This is a genomic window from Caloramator quimbayensis (assembly GCF_900167605.1).
In the GTDB taxonomy this organism is placed as follows: domain Bacteria; phylum Bacillota; class Clostridia; order Clostridiales; family Caloramatoraceae; genus Caloramator_B; species Caloramator_B quimbayensis.
This window is the reverse complement of sequence record NZ_FUYH01000006.1, coordinates 71,760-90,723: the sequence shown is the minus strand read 5'-3', so window position 1 is coordinate 90,723 and position 18,964 is coordinate 71,760. Positions and strand designations below refer to the sequence as shown.

Sequence of the window (18,964 nt, the reverse complement as noted above, 5' to 3'; positions counted from 1 at the left end):
AAAAAGGAGGTAAAAATGAAAAGAATATTTATTATAATTTTATTAACACTTTCATTGACTTCCTGTTCTAATGTTCCTTATAAACAAAACAATATTTCTAATGAACCATCTCAAGAAATTACTCCTAAAATTAGTGATTATTTTCCTTTTACTCCAAACATAAGGATGAAATATGAAGGTATAGGAAATGAATATGCTGAGAAGGAAACATATATTGATTATATTAAAGGTAATAGAGTTCAACTAAGAGTTTTGAACCCAGGAACTATTATTGGTCAGGTTATTGAAAACAAAGATGGAGAATTAAGGTTAATTGCTTCTGTTGAAGAATTCTATAACCGTGATGATTTGACATCCTATGATAATAGTAATCCAGAAATACTATTAAAAGAGCCTCTCAAAAAAGGAACAAGCTGGACCTTACCCAATGGTTATAAAAGATATATTTCAAATACCGATGTTGACATTCAAGTTCCCTACGGAAAATTCAAAGCTTTAGAAGTTACAACAGAATATCCTGATTCAACAACCTATGATTATTATGTACAAAATATAGGTCATGTTAAAACTCTTTACAAATCAAAGGATTTTACTGTAGAAACAAATTTGTCAAAGGTTGAAAAAGATGCTTTAGTAAATCAGACTATCAAATTCTACTATCCTGATTTTAATAATGATAGAACGATTTTTATGAAGGAAAAAATTGTTTTTAAAACAAACGATAATTTAAAAGATGTATTTGAAAAGTACTTTAAAAAATCTCCTAAGGGAAACTTTAAATTGATGAGCAGCAGTACTAAAATAAACAGCCTATACTTAAATAGAGCCGAAAATAAAGTTTATGTGGATTTTTCAAAGGAATTTGTTTCTGAAATGAACGCAGGTTCTTCTTTGGAAAGCCTTATACTTCAAAGCGTAACCAACACTTTAGGTGATCATTACAATGTTGATAAGGTATATATAACACTTGACGGCATTCCATATTCTTCAGGTCATTTTGAAGTTAAAGAAGGAGAACCCTTCTTCGTCGATTATAAAAATGTTAAAGAATATCAATAGAACACTTTAATATAATTATATTTTAAATGAATTAATAAAATTTAAATTATTATTTTGTTTATATGAATACAAATATATGTATGTTAATTCCTTCCATATTATTGTATAATATTGTTAATAACATAAAGGGAGGGATATTGTGAGAAGATTTCTTGTTTTTTTATCTTTAATTTGCTTATTGTTTTTTTCTTCATGTTCGCCCTCTTCAATTGAAACGAAATATAAAGATAAAAATTCAAATTATAAAATAAGCGACTTTTTCACTTTTAAAGGCAACTTTAAAATATCCTATCAAAGCTTGGGAAATAACTATAGCAGCAGAACAGTTTATATTGATTATATAAAAGGAAATAGAATTCAGCTTAGAATCGTGACTCCTTCAACTGTAACAGGTCAGGTAATTGAATCCGATAATGGGGAACTTAAATTATTAACTTTAAGGGATGAATTTAATTATATTGACGATTTAACATCTTATGTAAACAAAGAGCCTGAAATATTACTAAAAGAACCTATAAAATTAGGTAACAGCTGGACTTTGCCTAATGGAAGCAAAAGGTTTATTTCAGGTATAGATATGGATGTTGAAACTCCCATAGGCAGATTTAAATGTCTCGAAGTCACTACTAAATCTAAAGACTCTACAAAAATAGATTATTATGCCTTAGGTTTTGGACCAATAAAAACAATATATAAAGATAACAACTCAATATCAGAAACAGTAATAGATAAAGTAGAAAACAGTTCAAAGCTTATACAAATAATAAAATTCTATTATCCTGATAACAGCAGCAATATTATATATATAAAAAACAAAGAATACTTTAAGACAAATGATTTATTAAAGGATATAATTGAAAAGAATTTTAAAAGTGCTCCCTTTAATACTTTAAACCTAATTTCTGACGACACCAAAATAAATAAACTTTATTTTAATTATCCTGAACATACAGTTTATGTTGACTTCTCAAAGGATTTTCTAAATTGGCTTAAGCTTAATGCTCTATATGAAAAAATAATATTACAAAGTATAATTAATACTCTTGGAGACTATTTTAATACTGATAAGATATGCATAACAATAGAAGGAAATACTTTTATTTCAAGCTGTTTTATAACAAATAACAGCAATATTTATTATGTAGATTATAAAAATATAAAAGAATATAAATAAAAAGCACCCAAAAGGGTGCCTATTTTATTTTTCTCTTATTGGTATTGACTCTTCTGAAATAGCCTCAAGGTTATCATCCCATAAATACTTTTTAGTTTCACTAACTATAACCCCACTCAGAGCTATTAAAGCTATAAGGTTAGGCAGTGCCATAAGTCCATTTGCAAGATCTGATAAATCCCATACTAAACCAAGTGAGAATACTGAGCCTAAATATACAAATATTACCCATAATACTCTATATGGAAGTATTGCCTTTTTACCAAGCAGATATTCTATTGATTTTTCACCATAATATGACCATCCTAGTATTGTTGAAAATACGAAGGTTAAAAGTCCAATTGTAAGAACTATTGGTCCAACAACAGGTATCTGAGAGAATGCTGCTTTTGTAAGTGCTGCACCTTTTAATCCTTCTGCCCATTTACCTGAATTAACAAGAACTATACCTGTCATAGCGCATACAACCACTGTATCCCAGAAAGTTCCTGTTGCAGATACAAGAGCCTGTTTTACAGGATTTCTTGTCTGTGCTGCTGCTGCAACTATAGGAGCACTTCCAAGACCTGATTCATTCGAGAAAAGTCCTCTTGACACACCATATCTCATAGCCATCATAAGCGTTGAACCTGCAAAACCTCCAAAGGCTGCCTGTCCAGTAAATGCTGACTTAAAGATAAGCGCAATTGTCGCTGGAATTGTTTTATAACCCATAATAAGAAGTATAATGCATCCTAAAACATAGAACCCTGCCATGAATGGAACAAGGATATCGCATACCTTTGCTATATTCTTTATACCTCCAAGTATTACTACTGCAGTTAATACAGCCATTATAATACCTGTTATATAAGTTGGTATTTTAAAAGTTTCATTTACCATAACAGCTATTGAGTTAGCTTGTACCATACATCCTATTCCAAAGGCTGCTAAACTTGCAAACAATGCAAATAATACTCCAAGCCACTTCTTTTTCATACCGTATTCAAGAACATACATAGGCCCTCCTGCCATAGTGCCATCGGAGGTTTTTACTCTATACTTAACTGCTAAAAGTCCTTCGGCATATTTTGTTGCTATTCCAAATACACCTGTAAGCCATGTCCAAAGCACTGCACCAGGTCCCCCTAATGCTACTGCCGTTGCAACACCAACTATATTTCCTGTTCCAATTGTTGCAGCAAGAGCTGTTGCAAGAGCACTAAACTGACTTACATCCCCTGAACCATAATCATCCTTTGTTACTGAAAGCTTGATTGCCTTTCCGATATACCTTTGTATAAACCTTAATCTAAAGGTTAAGAATATGTGTGTACCAAGAAGCATAATAAGCAGCGGCCATCCCCATATAAAGCCGTCGATTGTTGAAATGATTTTTGCAAATGATTCCATAAACAAAGCTCCTCCTTTAAATAGAATAAATATAATATAGCATAAATTATTATAATATGTTTTGAATTGTTTTGCAATTGCTAATAGTTTAACATATCCTTGTATTTATTACATTCTCAAATTTTCTATGTATGGAATATTATGTTATTCCATATAATTTTTCTGTATATTTATGCAATTTTTTTCTATTAATATAATAAGGCTCGTAAATGTATTTTAGAAATTTTCTTAAAATTGGCGATATTTTCTTAACATACTTCAATTTTTTTATTCCATAATTTAACATGTTAACAAAATTTAAAAAACAGGGCTTTGCCCTGCTTTTAAATCTGTTTTTTAAACATCATATCTAATCAAATCTTCATAACTTTCTCTTTTTACAATCACCCTGTCTTTGCCGCTAAAAACCATCACTACAGCTGGCTTTCTCATTCTATTATAATTGCTTGCCATCGAGTAATTATATGCGCCTGTGCTCAGTACTGCTAATATATCTTTGCTTTCAACCTTTTGAAGCTTAATATCCTTTATAAGTATATCTCCAGATTCACAGCACTTTCCTGCTATAGTAACTATTTCTTCATCGTTTCTATTTATTTTATTTGCTAAAACAGCAGTATATTGTGCATCATATAAGGGTGGTCTTGGATTATCTGCCATTCCTCCATCTACACTTACATATTTTCGAACACCTTTAATCTCCTTTATGCATCCTATTGTGTATAGAGTTATTCCTGCCTCCCCAACAATCCATCTCCCAGGTTCTATTATGACAAGAGGCTTTTTAAGGTTTAATCTATTAAATTCTGATATTACTGTTTCGTTTATAACATCAGTAAAGAACGATATGTTCCTCCTTATATCGCCTTCAACATAGTATATTCCAAACCCTCCTCCTACATTTAATTCATCAACCTCAAAGTTATATAAATCTTTAATCTTTTTAACATATGAAGCCAAAACTTCAATTTCTTTTTTGTATATTTCATTTTCTTGAAGCTGTGAACCTATATGTGAATGGAATCCTTTTATATTAATATTTTTAAGATTTAATAACCTTTGAAAAGCTCTGTCTGCACTATCATCAAAAATAGAAAAACCGAATTTAGAATCAACTTGTCCTGTCTTAATAAATTCATGAGTATGACCATCAATCCCTGGTGTAATCCTTATAAGAACATCTATTTTTCTATCTTCAACGCTTAATAGTTCCTCAAGGCAGTCTATTTCATAAAAATTGTCTACTACTATTCTTCCAACTCCATACTTAATTGCCATCTCAAGTTCTTCCATCGTCTTATTGTTTCCGTGGAAAATAACCTTATCCATTGGAAATTCAGCAGAATAAGCAGTATATATCTCTCCTCCTGAAACCACATCAAGTCCTAACCCCTCGCTTTTTATAATTCTGCACATCTCCTTATTTAAGAAAGCTTTGCTCGCATAAACTGCAAAACCATTATATTTTTCAATATGATTTTCTCTGATTTCTCTACATCTTCTCCTTATCTCATCTTCACTCATAACATAAAGAGGGGTTCCATATTTTTTTGCAAGTTCTACACAGTCGCATCCTGATATAGTAAGATTTCCCTTTTCATTATAATCTATAAAATCGTATCCTAACATAGCTTCCTCCAAAGTTTTTTATTTTTATTACTGCAAATACTATGCCAAACAAAGCCCTATTATACTGAAGAATTTTCAATCAGCATAATAGGGCTTTACTATTCAATGTACACTTTTTATCCGCAAAAACGGAATCAAAATTCTATTATCATTCCTTATTATAATAGAATTTTGATTCCGTTTTTGCGGATAGTATTCCGTATTTATGAACTATAGTTTGATTCCATATTTTTTTATTTTTTCATAAAAAGATGTCTTTTTAATATCAAGAGCCTTCATAGCCATATTTTTATCACCATCGTATTTTTTTAAGCAGTTTACTATTGCTTTTTTTTCTGCATCCTCAAGTATTTCTTTTAAGGTTTTTGTTGAAATACTTTTATCATAATTGAGCATAATTTCCTTATCAGTAATTGTATTTCCTTCGCAAATGTTAACTGCTCTTTCCAAAATATTCTCAAGCTCTCTTACATTTCCTGGGAAATCATAAGAATATAATTTATTAAAGGCTTCATCTGACAAAACTTTATAATCCATGTTCTCTTTTTTTGTTATTTCTCTTATTAAAGATTCAGTTAATAGATATAAATCTTCCTTTCTGCTTCTTAGTGGAGGGATTAGTATTGGAATAACATTTATTCTATAATATAAATCCTCTCTAAACTCTCCATTCTCTACCATCTTTTTTAAGTCTCTGTTTGAAGCGCATATAAACCTTACATCAATATCTTTAGGTTCAATAGAACCAACAGGAAGAAACTTTTTATTTTGAATAACATGGAGCAGTTTTACCTGCAAATTCAAAGGCATTTCGGATATTTCATCAAGAAAAAGAGTTCCACCCTGTGCACTTTCAATTAATCCCTTTTTACCTTCCTTTCTCGCTCCAGTAAATGCTCCTTTTTCATAACCAAAAAGCTCGCTTTCAAGTAAATTTTCTGATAAAGCACCACAATTCAATTCAACAAATCTCTTTTCTTTTCTATCGCTATATTCATGAATCGCACGGGCGAGCTTACTTTTACCGGTACCACTCTCTCCAAGAAGAAGAATAGTAGAATTAGAAAGTGCCGCTTTTTTGGCATAACATTTTAATTCCTGTATTATTTTGCTCTCGCCAATAATAGAATCAAAGGGATTATATACCGTATCTTCAATCTCAAGAAGCTTTTTTAGTATTTCTTCCTTTTCATTTATTATTTTATTTATTTCTGATAAATCTTCAACCAATATGAATGCACCATCAATTTTATTCTTTTTCTTAATCTGATATACACTGCATCTCACTGGTCTTCCATTTATTTCATCATATTCATTAACAAAATTCGTTTCATTCCCTTCGACAGCCTTTATTAAAGTTTGAATTCCTGCTGAAGTTCCTAAAACATCTATTATTTTTTCTCCAATAACATCAGTTTCCATATCTAAACCTGAAAACTTTTTCATAAAAGTTTTACCGTTTAAAATGCTTTTTAAATCTTCTTTCCTCACGCTGTATCCTTTGCTTTGATAAAATTTTATGTTTCCACTCTTTCTATCTAAAATAACAACATGTCCAATTCCTTTAATATATTTATATGGAAATTGTTTTTCATCAACTTTAATATTTATCATCTTACTTAAAAAATCTATTTCCACTTTACATTGTTTACCTGAAATATATTTTTCTAAGCTTAAAATTTCTCTGCTTTGTACATCTTTACATTTATATTCTCCTCCAATTTTATATTTTCCTATGTAAACAAAAGCAGAACCTTTTTTTATTTTCTCTTTTATCCCTAAGCTTTTAAAATCATTATTATCAATTCCTCCATCATCAAGTCCAATAGAGTTGTCTCCAATAATAACTATATCTCCCTCTTCTATTTTCCCTTCATCATGTCCTAAATCAATTCTGTATTTAATTCCAAATATATCCTTTGCCTTTCTGTTTATCTCAATTATTTTTTTCTCAGTATCTACTACAATAACTCCCACAGGAATCTTTTCTATAATTTCGCATCTTTGTAATTCATTTAACATAATACACCACCAAAAATAAATTTTAACCTTTGTTAGTTTTAATTTATCATATTAAACCAAAATTTGCTATTTTGATTTTATTATATAGTAATGTTATAATATTTTATATAATTATACGACATGTTTATGATTTTTTATACATAATATTTTTTTCTGAAGGGATGGGACAAGCTTGAAGAAAATTCATATAACTTTTATTGTTGGATTAACATTGTCTGTTTTTTTATCAACAACAGCAATAGCTGATCCGCTTTCAAATAGATTAAAAACTCAGCAAAGGCAGCTTCAGCAAAGCAGAAATACATACAATGATATTTTACGTCAAATGGATCAAATGGAAAGCAGCATTGAAATATTAGACGGTCAAATTGAAGATATTTTAAATCAGATAAGTGATTTAAATAATAAAATAAATGAAACAAAGAAAAACATTTCAATTGCCGAAAAAAATATAAAGAATGCGCAAAAGGATATAGAAAAAGAGCAGCAGATATTTAACCAAAGAATGAGAGTTCTTTATATGAATGGCAACTTGGGCTATTTATATATACTTCTATCTTCAAAAAACCTTAGCGATTTTCTTGCCCGATATGATATGATAAAAAAAATCGTTGTCTATGATAACAATCTTATAAACGATTTAAAAAACAAAAAGGAAAAAATTGTAATAGAAAAAGAAAAACTCGTTAATGAAAAAAATAAGCTCGCTGAATTAAAAGCAGAAAATCAAAATAAGCTCCAATCTTTAAACGCTAAAAAAGATGAACAGCAAAGACTTATAGCTCAGCTTGAGCAAAAAAGAAGATACTATGCTGCAAGAATTGCTCAGTATCAAAAGGATATAGAAGCTACTAAAAAACAGATAGCAGAATTGAAAAAAAAATATGCTAATAAAAGCACCGCAAGCTACAGCGGTGAAGCAGTAGTTGCCTATGCTATGAAATTCCTTGGTGTAAAATATGTATGGGGCGGAGAGACTCCAAATGGTTTCGATTGTTCTGGTTTTACAAGATATGTTTTTGCTCATTTTGGGAAAAATTTATACAGAGTATCGCGGGATCAGGCAACCCAAGGTATACCAGTTTCAAGAAATGAATTAAGGCCAGGGGATCTTGTATTCTTTGGTAATCCTATCCATCATGTTGGAATTTATGTTGGAGACAACTGCTTCATTCATGCTCCAAGAACCGGCGACGTTATTAAAATATCTCCTCTTAACAGAAGCGACTATAACCGTGCAAGGAGAATACCATAAAACCATATAATAAGGCTGAGCTCATAATACTGCTAAGGCCAATATAAAGTGAATTTTAGAAACTCTTGACGAAGCTGACGCTGAAAATTTTAGAACTTTTGGTTGTTTGAGCGTAGCGAGTTCCAAAAGTTCTTAATTTTCAAGGAAGCAAGTCTTAGAGTTTCTAAATAAACGGAAAAGATTGGCTGTGCAGTTTTATGAGCTTTATTTTATTTATTAATCAAAGAATTTAAAAACGGCGTCAAAATCCCCATTATACCTCCAAGAAGCGCTCCAAGCCACGTTATCGCCTTAAGCTCCTTATTGGCAACCTCAATAATTACCTTTTCAGCAAACTGTGCATCAAAACTGTTTATTCTGCTCTCCACCATAGATGGAATATCAATAAGTTCTACAATGGTGGCTGCCTTATCTTTTATAAATTCTCCAAAATTCTCCCTTAAAAAGTCAGTAAACTTACTTATCATGCTTATATTTACATCTGCGAATAAATCCGATAATGAAATATTAAAAATGTAATCTACTATATATACAGTTAATTTATTCAATAAATTTTCAAATTCCAAGGATTCTATCTGCCTTTCTATAATATCGCATATAGCATCTTTAAACCCTGTACCTATTTCTTGTTTATTTGAAGCAATAATTTCTCTTAAAGTTTCTTTTATTACATTTTTACTTTCCTCGTTTAAAGCAAAATCTGATATTTTTTCTACTACTTCATCTACCAATTTAATATTAGTTTCATCAGAAACAAAGGACATTAAATTAGATATTTTTATTTCAAGAACTTTATCAAAAGCATCTAAAATTAAATCTGAAATTTTTGAATGATTCTTTGTATCTCTTAAAAAACTTTCAATGGATAAAAGTATCTTTTCTGATACATAATCAGCAGATATAAGCATAGTAACAAATTTCCCAAAATTCTGTTCAATAATAGATGATATATTTTTTTTAATTTCTTCTCTTGTATCCTGTCTGCTTATTATATCAATTAAAAATTCAGCCTGTTTATCACTGTTTTGGGAAATAAGTATTTTTATATTGTTTATTATATCTGATGGTATTATTTGTATTACCATTCTTTCATCATTTTTTAGACCGTTTGTCCATTGCACTGCTTTAAATTTTAAATAATTTTTGGATTTATCTATTGCTTTTTCAATTATTATATTTATATTAGTAAGTGCTTTGTCAAAAAATGAACTGTTAATTATATAATCAAATTTATTTACAATAAAATTCTCAACCAGAAAACCTATTTTATCCCTTGTATAATTTTTCTTTATTGTTTTTAAAATAAATTCTGATAATCTTTTACTTATGCTAAATTTAATATTTTCACATTTAACATTGTATTTTCCCAATACATCTTTTATTTTTTTATTACTTTGCTTAATAAATAATAGTTTTTTTTCTATATAACTTTTAATTTCATCATTTACTCTTTCGCTGAACAGAGTTTCCACTATAGTATCAGAAGTTAAAAGATGTACTCCTACTGCTTCCCCAACGCTTTTAGCTATCCTGTTTTTTTCTTTAGGTATAAGACCGGGTGTAAATGGAATTTTGAATCCTAAGATTTTAACCTCCTCATAGGGCCTAAAGAGCATTTTAATTGCAAGATAATTAGTTATGTAACCTATTAATGCGCCAACTAAAGCTGGAATAATAAACTTCAATTCAAGCACCTCTTCCTAAGTTGAATTTACCATTAAAATTATAAAACAAAAAATCAATATAAAAAAGCATAATTCATATTTTTACAAAAAATTTATATTATAAGCATCTATATGACAATAATTTTTTTAAATCATATTTTATGATTTATTTATAAGAAACTACAAACCCCTAATACTGCATAATCAATATTTTCCCTTGTAAAAAACTTTATATTGATTTTGCCAGTATTAAGGGCTTATATATTTTAAATAAACTATTTTATTAAAATGACTTCTTTACTATTAAGTTTATCTTTATTTATTTCCTTCTCTTTATCAATAGGGATGCTTATAGTATTCACATCGCCGTCGCTAATGTATCTCTCCTTCGGGTGCTTATCAAAATATTCTAACCAGTCATAAAGTCCTGTACCTGAAGTATTCATCTCGCTTGCCCTGATTCTTGGTATAGCATCTGTTTTAGTTTTTGTACTATAAATTGGATATGCAGGATTAGAACCCACAAGAAGTACTGCTTTATTTTCATATTTTATATCTGAATATTCTCCCCTGACAACATACTGTTTCAAATTTTCAAGCTTTGGTTTTATTCCATAGGGAAGGGCAAGGCTGTCCACCTCATAGTCAGGCAGATACTTTTTAGTTTCAAGAACATTTTTACCTAAAGCCTTTTGTATATCCTCTTTGCTGAGATTCCTTAAATTCTCATGGCTGAAGGTATGATTTCCAATATCCATTCCATCATTTGTTAAATGTTTAAACTTCAAATCTATTAAGTCCTTTTGTCTGAAGGGAACAGGATAATACACATAAAAGGTAGCCTTCTGTCCAAAATCAGGATGTTTCTTATTAAAATCTTCAAGTATTCCCACTGCACAGTTCGGATCTACTGTATAGCCTTCATTTGTTTTTATCATATTAAACTGTCCTAATGTGCCATCGTCAAAGGTAATAATAACTGGAGTTGTTCCCTTAGGAACATTTATATTTCCATTAATATAATCCTTTACGCTTATTAATCTATAACCCTTATCATAAAGAGTTTGAAGGTCCTTTCTGAAATTTTCAGGAGTTCTTACCCATTCTCCTTCCCTTTGCCCAATATCATGATACATAAGTATCATAATCTTTCCTGCTTCATTAGGTATTATTGAACTGTTATCAGGCTTGTCCTCAATCTTTTCAGCCACATTCTGGGATATATTTTGAATATTACTTTCCTCTTGTTTTACTTGATTTGCTGTTTTAGCCTCAGTATTTATCGAACAGGCTGTTAATAGTGCTGATAATATAATTATTGCTGCTGCTTTTGTTAAATTATTAATCATTTATTATCCTCCCATAAATCTTACTGCAACTATATTATATCACTTTTCAGCACTATTATTAATATTTCTACAAAATTATAGATTAAACTCCTTCGCTATAAGCTGAACAGCCTTTAATTTTTCATCATTATTAATTGCACAGGTAATTCTTATTTCAGAAGTTGTAATCATTTTTACCTCTATCTTATTGTTTGAAAATATCTTAAAAAGCCTTGCCGCAACTCCTGATGTGGTTTTCATGCCTATTCCCACAACAGAAAATTTCGTGATATTCTCATCAACAGCTAAACTGTTATATCCAAACCCTTTTAAAACATCAATACATTCATCTTTATCATTTTTAGGTATTGTAAAGGAAATATTTACAAATCCATTGATTGGTGAAGTCTGGCTTATCATATCTACATTTATTTTTCTTTCTGCAATAGTTTCAAATATCAAGGATAAAAGATTTATATCGTATTTAACATCTTTTATGGTTATTGCAATATCATCATCCGAAACTGCTATTCCTGTTATTGGTTTACTTTCCATATCATTTACCTCCATTATATAAGTTCCTTTTATATCGCTGCAGCTTAATCCAACATATATTGGAATTGAATATTTTTGCCCAAGTTCTACGGAGCGGGAATGCATTACCTGAGCACCAAGGCTTGATAGCTCAAGCATCTCTTCATAGCTGATTTTATCAAGTTTTTTTGCATCACTGTATAATCTTGGATCAACGCTATATATTCCGTCCACATCCGTATAAATTTCACAAATTCCATCGAGCTTTACGGCTAATGCAACTGCAGTGGTATCCGAGCCTCCCCTTCCAAGGGTTGTTAAATCGCCTTCATAGGAAATACCCTGAAACCCTGCAACAACAACTATTTTCCCCTCATTAAGAGATTTTTCAATAAGTCCAGTATCAATTTCCTTGATTAAAGATTTTCCGTATGTTCCATCGGTTTTGAGCTTAATCTGGAAAGCATTATAAGATACCGCCTGAAAACCTTTTTCAATAATTGCCATTGCAAGAAGCGAACTTGAAACCATTTCTCCTGTGGATAATAATGCATCAAGTTCTCTTTTATCTGGGTGGTCTGAAATATGCCTTGCCATAGATATTAAATCATCTGTTGTATCCCCCATTGCTGAAACAACTACTACAACCTTATGATTCTGTTTTCTCTTTTCAATTACGCAATCTGCAACTTTTTTTATCTTTTCAATCGTTGATACTGAACTGCCTCCATACTTTTGTACTATAGTACTCATAATACACCTCCTGAAAAAAATAAGCAGCTAGGTCTTGCCTAAGCTGCATAAATGCACTTAAACAACCCCTGTAGCTCTCCACCTTTTGGTGACAGCATTATGCATATTCTGCATAATGCCAGGCAAGATGGTCCGGCTCCCATCCCCTTCGGCCACAATTCCTTTCATCTGCTTCTTTGCAGCCAGCTCCACAGATTACTATTAATTGCAGCACCTCTACTTGAGGTTTCATTTTATTATTGAGATTTTAACATATATATTTATACATTACAAGTACTATTTATTCAAAAATTTCTTTCCTTTTTGAATCATATCAGAATATAAGTCTTCAGGAACAAATAGTCCCCCTGTTGCCCATGCTATATGAATTGCGTTCTCATCAGAATCTACCATTGCAGGGCCTAAAAGCCCTGCTGCTGCAGAAGGCTCAATCTTTATTTTTTCTGATTGATTTATTAAAAATAGAAGTTTAAAAAGTTCATCATCTTCTATAGTATAAATACCATCAATAAGTTTATCTGCAATTTCACATACAAGTTTTGAAGGTGAACCTACTGCAAGACCATCCGCTTCTGTTATATTATCTATTCCAAAATCTTTAACATGAATATTGCTATGTTTACCAGTTAATAGTCCTAAAAGCATACATGGTGAATGGGTAGGCTCAACAAAATAGCAGTGTACATTATCTTTAAAAATATGCTTCAATCCAAAAGTAATGCCTCCTGGCGCACCCCCTACACCGCAGGGAAGATATACATAAAGCTGATGTTTATCATCTATTGAAATTCCTTCTTTTTTCAACTGATTGAAAAGTCTAAGTGCTGCTACACTGTAGCCTAAAAACAAATCCTTTGAATTCTCATCATCAATAAAATACGCTCTCTTATCCTTTAAGCATTCTTCCCTTCCTTTTTCTACAGCCTTACTGTAGTCTTCGCTATGTTCTATTACAACTGCTCCTTTTTGTCTTAAAAGGCTTTTCTTCCACTCCTTTGCATCCCTCGACATATGAACAGTTACTTTAAACCCAAGAGCTGCTGATATTATACCTATACTAAGTCCAAGGTTTCCTGTTGAACCTACTGATATTTTATAATTTGAAAAAAACTTTTTAAACTTTTCATCCGATAGCTTTGAATAGTCATCATCTAAAGATAAAAGATTCTCCTTAATTGCAAGGCTTTCAGCATGCTTTAATACTTCATATATGCCTCCCCTCGCTTTTATTGAACCTGCAACTTTTAAATGACTGTCACATTTTAAAAACAATCTTCCATTTATTTCTTTATTATATGTTTTCTCTATTTCTTCCCTCATATCACATATTTCTATCAATGGGGATTCTATTATTCCGTCCTCTGTTTCAGGGAAAAGCTTTTTAATTAAAGGTGCAAAACGTTCTAATCTCTTTTTGGCATCAACTATATCATCATAGGAAAGCTCCATATTATTTAGTATGCTGATATCCTGCTTTCTTTTATTTTCCCAAAATACAGGTCTTAAGGATAATACTTCTTCTAATATCCTTTTTTCATAATCCATTTTTTAATCCCCCATCCATTTATTCTTTCATGTATGATTTTAATATTTCTCCATAATATACATAATGATAATCTCCTTTATTATAGAATGTCTGCTTAATCCATTCATCTGAAAGTTTATTCTCATCCATAAACTGTTTATATATAATTCTGCATTCGAGGTGCAAATCACAATCGTCTATTATTGGGGTTTTTACTAAAACGCCTTCCCTTATTTTAATATTAAATTCTTTTAATTTATCTATATCTCTTCCTGATTTTGTCCCACAGGCAACAAGTTCTTCTTCAAGCTGTCCTTTTAATGGGAAGCTTACTGTAAAATCCTCTGCATTTTCAATTAATTCATAGGTATATCTTGAACCTCGAACTAAAACAATAAAAATAGGTTTATGCCATATACTTCCTAAACTTCCCCAGCCAATAGTCATAGTGTTAACTTTTTCACCATGCTTTACAGTAAGAAAAGCTCCCCTCTCTATTTGGTTTAAAATTTCCTTTGAATATTCAAAAAAATCTACGTCTTTATACAAAATAACACCTCCTATTATATTGATTATACTACAAAATAAGCATTTTATTTAGTATTAAGTCTAAATTAGTATTTTTTGAATAATATGTTATAATATATTTATTAATTTTTCAAATATAAAAAATTGGAGTGATTATATGCTGAGCAACTATATTATAAAAAAATTCATACCAGAATCTAAAAAAGACGATAGACAAAGATACGGCTACCTCGGAGGAATTGTTGGTATCTTGGTAAATATTCTGCTTTTCGCAGTAAAATTTATTATTGGAACTATTTTAAACAGCGTTGCTATAACCGCAGATGCCTTCAATAACCTTTCTGATACAGGTTCATCAATAGTTACAATAATAGGTTTTAAAATCGCCGACAAACCTGCTGATAAGGATCATCCCTTTGGTCATGGAAGAGGAGAATATATTGCAGGCCTTGTGGTATCCTTTATGGTTTTATTTGTTGGTCTTCAGTTTGTAAAAGACTCAATCGGAAGAATACTGCATCCTGTAAGGTTAACCTTTGAATTAACATCATTTTTAGTCCTTATTTTATCTATCGGTGTTAAATTTTGGCTGGGGAGCTTTTATAAAAATCTAAACTCTCATATATCCTCTAATACTCTTAATGCAACTTCACTCGACAGCTTCAGCGATGTAATTATTACATCAACTGTTGCTCTATCCCTTTTACTATCAAAATATATTTCTTTACCCATAGATGGTTATATGGGGCTTGTCGTATCTCTTTTTATATTGTTTGCAGGATACAATCTTACTAAAGATACTATAAGTCCTCTTCTTGGAGAGGCTCCAGAACCTGAACTTGTTAATTCAATAATTGAAGAGCTTTTAAGTTACAAAGGAGTTATTGGAACCCACGATCTTATAATCCACAGCTATGGTGCTAACAAATATATGGCATCCATTCATGCTGAAATACCATCAAATATACCCGTTATGGAAGCCCACGAAATAATAGACAAAGCTGAAAATGAAATCTCAAAAAAACTAAATATTCTACTTGTTATACATATGGATCCTGTAAATGTTGATAATCAAATGATTAATGAAATTAAAAATGAAATATCCAATATATTAAAGGAATTCCCCGATGTATTATCCATGCATGACTTTAGAATTATAGGTGATGGTGATTATAGAAATTTATTGTTCGATATCGTAGTTTCTCAAAACGTGAAAAAGGGAGATGAAGAAAAACTACTAAACTCTATAAGGGAAAAGATACTTCAATCTCATACTAATTATAATATAAAAATACATATTGACAGAAACTACAATCCTTGAAAAATCTATATTTGAAACTTTTAAGATTATCTGGTAAAATATACTGAAATAATTATTTAAACTCAACAGGAGGTTTTATTAATGTCTGTTTTTGATGTTTTAAAGGAAAGAGGATTCATCGCACAACTAACCCATGAGGATGAAATAAAAGAAATTCTTGATAAGGAAAAGGTAACTTTCTATATAGGATTTGACCCTACTGCTGACAGCCTTCACGTTGGCCACTTTCTTCAGCTTATGGTAATGTCGCATATGCAAAAGGCAGGTCACAGACCTATTGCGCTTTTAGGCGGCGGTACAGCAATGGTTGGAGATCCTACTGGAAAAACTGATATGAGGAAAATGCTGACTAAGGAAGAAATTAATCATAATGCTGAATGCTTTAAAAAGCAGATGGAAAAATTCATAGATTTTTCTGATGGCAAGGCTATAATGGCTAATAATGCTGACTGGCTCTTAAATTTGAATTACATAGAGTTCTTAAGGGAAATTGGTGTTCACTTTTCAGTTAACAGGATGCTCACAGCAGAATCTGTGAAGCAAAGGATGGAGAGAGGATTGACTTTCCTCGAGTTCAACTACATGATAATGCAAGGTTACGATTTTCTTGAGCTTAACAAAAGATATGGATGCGTAATGCAGCTTGGAGGAGATGATCAATGGTCTAATATTATTGCAGGAGTCGAATTAATCCGTAAAAAGGAATCTAAGCCTGCCTTTGGAATGACCTTTACTCTTCTTACAACAAGCGAAGGTAAAAAGATGGGTAAGACAGAAAAAGGCGCAGTATGGCTTGACCCTGAAAAAACATCTCCCTATGATTTTTACCAATACTGGAGAAATATTGATGACGCAGATGTAGAAAAATGCCTTGCACTTTTAACTTTCCTTCCTATGGATGAAGTTAGAAGACTTGGTTCTCTAAAGGATAAAGAAATAAATGAAGCTAAAAAAGTTCTTGCATACGAAATAACTAAAATAGTACACGGTAAGGATGAAGCTGAAAAGGCTAAAAAAGCTGCCGAAGCCTTATTCGGCTCAGGCGGAGATTTAGAGCACGTTCCAACATCAACAATATCATCAAGCCTTATAGGCTCAAAGCTTGTTGATATACTTTTCGAAACTTCAATAGTTCCTTCAAAGGCTGAAGCAAAGCGTCTCATAAAGCAGGGAGGACTTTATGTAAACGATGAAAAAATAACTGACATAGATGCTGTTGCTGATGAAAGTATGTTTAAAGATGGAAAGATGCTTGTTAGAAAAGGCAAAAAAACTTATAACCAGATAATAATAGAATAAGGTGATTTTATGTTTGATTATATTAAGGCTTCAATGATTTCTTCATATAAAGAAGACATAGACATGATTGAAGAAGAATTAAAGGAAAATAACATAAAATACTATACTGAATCAAAATCCATAAACGGAGATATTGATACCAAAGCTTTTATAATTCATGCTAAAATAAATACTCCAAAGGAACTTCAGCTTCTTGTAGAAAAGGTAGCTGCTGGAGGCATAGATATGAGCTTTGAATTTAAAATTGAGGCAAAGAAATAAAAATTCTTTGCCTTTTTGCTGTTAATAAAAATTTATATTTATCAGGGGTGATAAAATGGAAAAATACTTAGATTATATTATAAAAAGCATAGTTGATCTTACAAACATTCCAAGTCCAAGCGGATATGCAATGAAGGCAGTAAAATATATAGAAGAAAGCATAAAAAATTCAGGCATAAACTATAGAATTACAAACAAAGGTGCCCTTATTGCAACTATAGAAGGCAATGATAATAAAAATCAAAGAACAATATCTGCCCATGTGGATACTCTTGGAGCCATGGTAAAATCTATAAAAGAAAATGGAAGAATATCCTTTGATAAAATAGGCGGATTTATTTTAAACTCTATTGAGGGTGAAAACTGCATAATAGAAACATGTGAAGGGAAAAGATTTTCAGGTACAATTCTTACTGTAAAGCCTTCTGTTCATATACATGGCGATGCAGGCCAAATCGAAAGAAAAATTGAAAATATGGAAATTATAATAGATGAAAAAGTAAAATGCAAAGAGGATATCGAAAAACTTGGCATTAACGTTGGAGATTTTATATTCTTCGATACAAGAACAATAGTCACTGAAAGTGGCTTCATTAAATCAAGGCATCTTGATGATAAAGCAAGCGCAGGAATAATTCTTGGAGTTATTAAATACATCATAGAGAATAACATTTCTTTACCATACACAACTAATTTTTTCTTCAGCAATTACGAAGAAGTTGGCCACGGAGCCGCTTCTTCCATTCCTGAAAACACAGTAGAATTTATTGCTGTAGATATGGGCGCTCCTGGAGAAGGACAAAATTCGAGCGAATATGCTGCATGTATATGCGCTAAAGATTCTCATGGGCCCTATGATTATGAACTTAGGAAAAAACTTGTTAATATATGTATTCAAAACAACATTGATTATAAAGTAGATATTTACCCCCACTATGGTTCTGATGCGAGCACTGCCCTATCCTCAGGATATGATTTAAAAACAGGTCTTATAGGTCCTGGTGTATTTGCATCCCACAGCTATGAAAGAACACATAAGGATGCTATATTAAATACTTCAAAGCTTTTATTGTGCTATATTCTTAGCTAAAAAGCATAAATTTTTTACTATATAATTGAAAATAAATGAATTTTATGCTAAAATTAATTAGTATAAATTAATAGAGATTTAACCAGCCAAGACCCCATCCTCCTCAATTTGGGAGTATGAGTCTTTGAGT

Annotated in this window: 15 protein-coding genes and 1 riboswitch; of the genes, 7 read left to right on the top strand and 8 right to left on the bottom strand. The window is 31.1% G+C overall.

What is annotated here, in order from left to right:
- Positions 1–15 precede the first annotated feature (15 nt).
- Together B5D15_RS05200 and B5D15_RS05195 are read left to right on the top strand one after the other, a co-directional pair.
- Positions 16–1,059, top strand: a complete 1,044-nt coding sequence (locus B5D15_RS05200) for a GerMN domain-containing protein (RefSeq protein WP_078696063.1) — start codon at positions 16–18, stop codon at positions 1,057–1,059.
- A 139-nt stretch (positions 1,060–1,198) separates the two neighbouring features.
- A complete protein-coding gene (locus B5D15_RS05195) occupies positions 1,199–2,233 on the top strand; it encodes a GerMN domain-containing protein (protein WP_078696062.1) in 1,035 nt (344 codons plus the stop codon).
- A 24-nt stretch (positions 2,234–2,257) separates the two neighbouring features.
- On the opposite strand, the gene B5D15_RS05190 is transcribed toward B5D15_RS05195, so the two are convergent.
- From B5D15_RS05190 to B5D15_RS05180, 3 genes are all read right to left on the bottom strand, one after another.
- Positions 2,258–3,625, bottom strand: coding sequence for an alanine/glycine:cation symporter family protein (locus B5D15_RS05190; protein ID WP_078696061.1), 1,368 nt, complete (start codon positions 3,623–3,625; stop codon positions 2,258–2,260).
- Between the two features lie 336 nt (positions 3,626–3,961).
- Entirely contained in the window at positions 3,962–5,254 is a 1,293-nt protein-coding gene (gene lysA, locus B5D15_RS05185) for a diaminopimelate decarboxylase (RefSeq protein WP_078696060.1), read from the bottom strand.
- 210 nt (positions 5,255–5,464) lie between these two features.
- A complete protein-coding gene (locus B5D15_RS05180) occupies positions 5,465–7,276 on the bottom strand; it encodes a sigma 54-interacting transcriptional regulator (RefSeq protein ID WP_078696059.1) in 1,812 nt (603 codons plus the stop codon).
- 172 nt (positions 7,277–7,448) lie between these two features.
- On the opposite strand from B5D15_RS05180, the gene B5D15_RS05175 reads away from it, so the two are divergent.
- Positions 7,449–8,531, top strand: a complete 1,083-nt coding sequence (locus B5D15_RS05175) for a C40 family peptidase (RefSeq protein ID WP_078696058.1) — start codon at positions 7,449–7,451, stop codon at positions 8,529–8,531.
- Positions 8,532–8,740: 209 nt separating this feature from the next.
- Here the strand turns inward: B5D15_RS05175 and B5D15_RS05170 are convergent, their stop codons facing one another.
- From B5D15_RS05170 to B5D15_RS05150, 5 genes are all read right to left on the bottom strand, one after another.
- Positions 8,741–10,216, bottom strand: coding sequence for a DUF445 family protein (locus B5D15_RS05170; protein WP_078696057.1), 1,476 nt, complete (start codon positions 10,214–10,216; stop codon positions 8,741–8,743).
- Between the two features lie 254 nt (positions 10,217–10,470).
- On the bottom strand, positions 10,471–11,544 hold the full coding sequence (locus B5D15_RS05165) for a polysaccharide deacetylase family protein (RefSeq protein ID WP_078696056.1): 1,074 nt from the start codon (positions 11,542–11,544) through the stop codon (positions 10,471–10,473).
- 75 nt (positions 11,545–11,619) lie between these two features.
- On the bottom strand, positions 11,620–12,810 hold the full coding sequence (locus tag B5D15_RS05160) for an aspartate kinase (protein ID WP_078696055.1): 1,191 nt from the start codon (positions 12,808–12,810) through the stop codon (positions 11,620–11,622).
- 63 nt (positions 12,811–12,873) lie between these two features.
- Positions 12,874–13,037, bottom strand: a riboswitch (Lysine riboswitch).
- Between the two features lie 49 nt (positions 13,038–13,086).
- Positions 13,087–14,355 (bottom strand): D-serine ammonia-lyase, encoded by a 1,269-nt coding sequence (locus B5D15_RS05155; RefSeq protein ID WP_078696054.1) that lies wholly within the window; start codon positions 14,353–14,355, stop codon positions 13,087–13,089.
- 19 nt (positions 14,356–14,374) lie between these two features.
- Positions 14,375–14,884, bottom strand: a complete 510-nt coding sequence (locus B5D15_RS05150; RefSeq protein ID WP_078696053.1) for a flavin reductase family protein — start codon at positions 14,882–14,884, stop codon at positions 14,375–14,377.
- A gap of 136 nt (positions 14,885–15,020) precedes the next feature.
- On the opposite strand from B5D15_RS05150, the gene B5D15_RS05145 reads away from it, so the two are divergent.
- The 4 genes from B5D15_RS05145 to B5D15_RS05130 all read left to right on the top strand — a co-directional run bounded on the left by B5D15_RS05145 (position 15,021) and on the right by B5D15_RS05130 (position 18,834).
- Positions 15,021–16,184, top strand: a complete 1,164-nt coding sequence (locus tag B5D15_RS05145; protein ID WP_078696052.1) for a cation diffusion facilitator family transporter — start codon at positions 15,021–15,023, stop codon at positions 16,182–16,184.
- 81 nt (positions 16,185–16,265) lie between these two features.
- Complete coding sequence (tyrS, locus tag B5D15_RS05140; protein WP_078696051.1) at positions 16,266–17,483, top strand: tyrosine--tRNA ligase; 1,218 nt, start codon at positions 16,266–16,268, stop codon at positions 17,481–17,483.
- Positions 17,484–17,492: 9 nt separating this feature from the next.
- Positions 17,493–17,744, top strand: coding sequence for a hypothetical protein (locus tag B5D15_RS05135; RefSeq protein WP_078696050.1), 252 nt, complete (start codon positions 17,493–17,495; stop codon positions 17,742–17,744).
- Between the two features lie 55 nt (positions 17,745–17,799).
- Positions 17,800–18,834, top strand: a complete 1,035-nt coding sequence (locus tag B5D15_RS05130; protein WP_078696049.1) for a M42 family metallopeptidase — start codon at positions 17,800–17,802, stop codon at positions 18,832–18,834.
- The last annotated feature ends 130 nt before the right edge of the window (positions 18,835–18,964 follow it).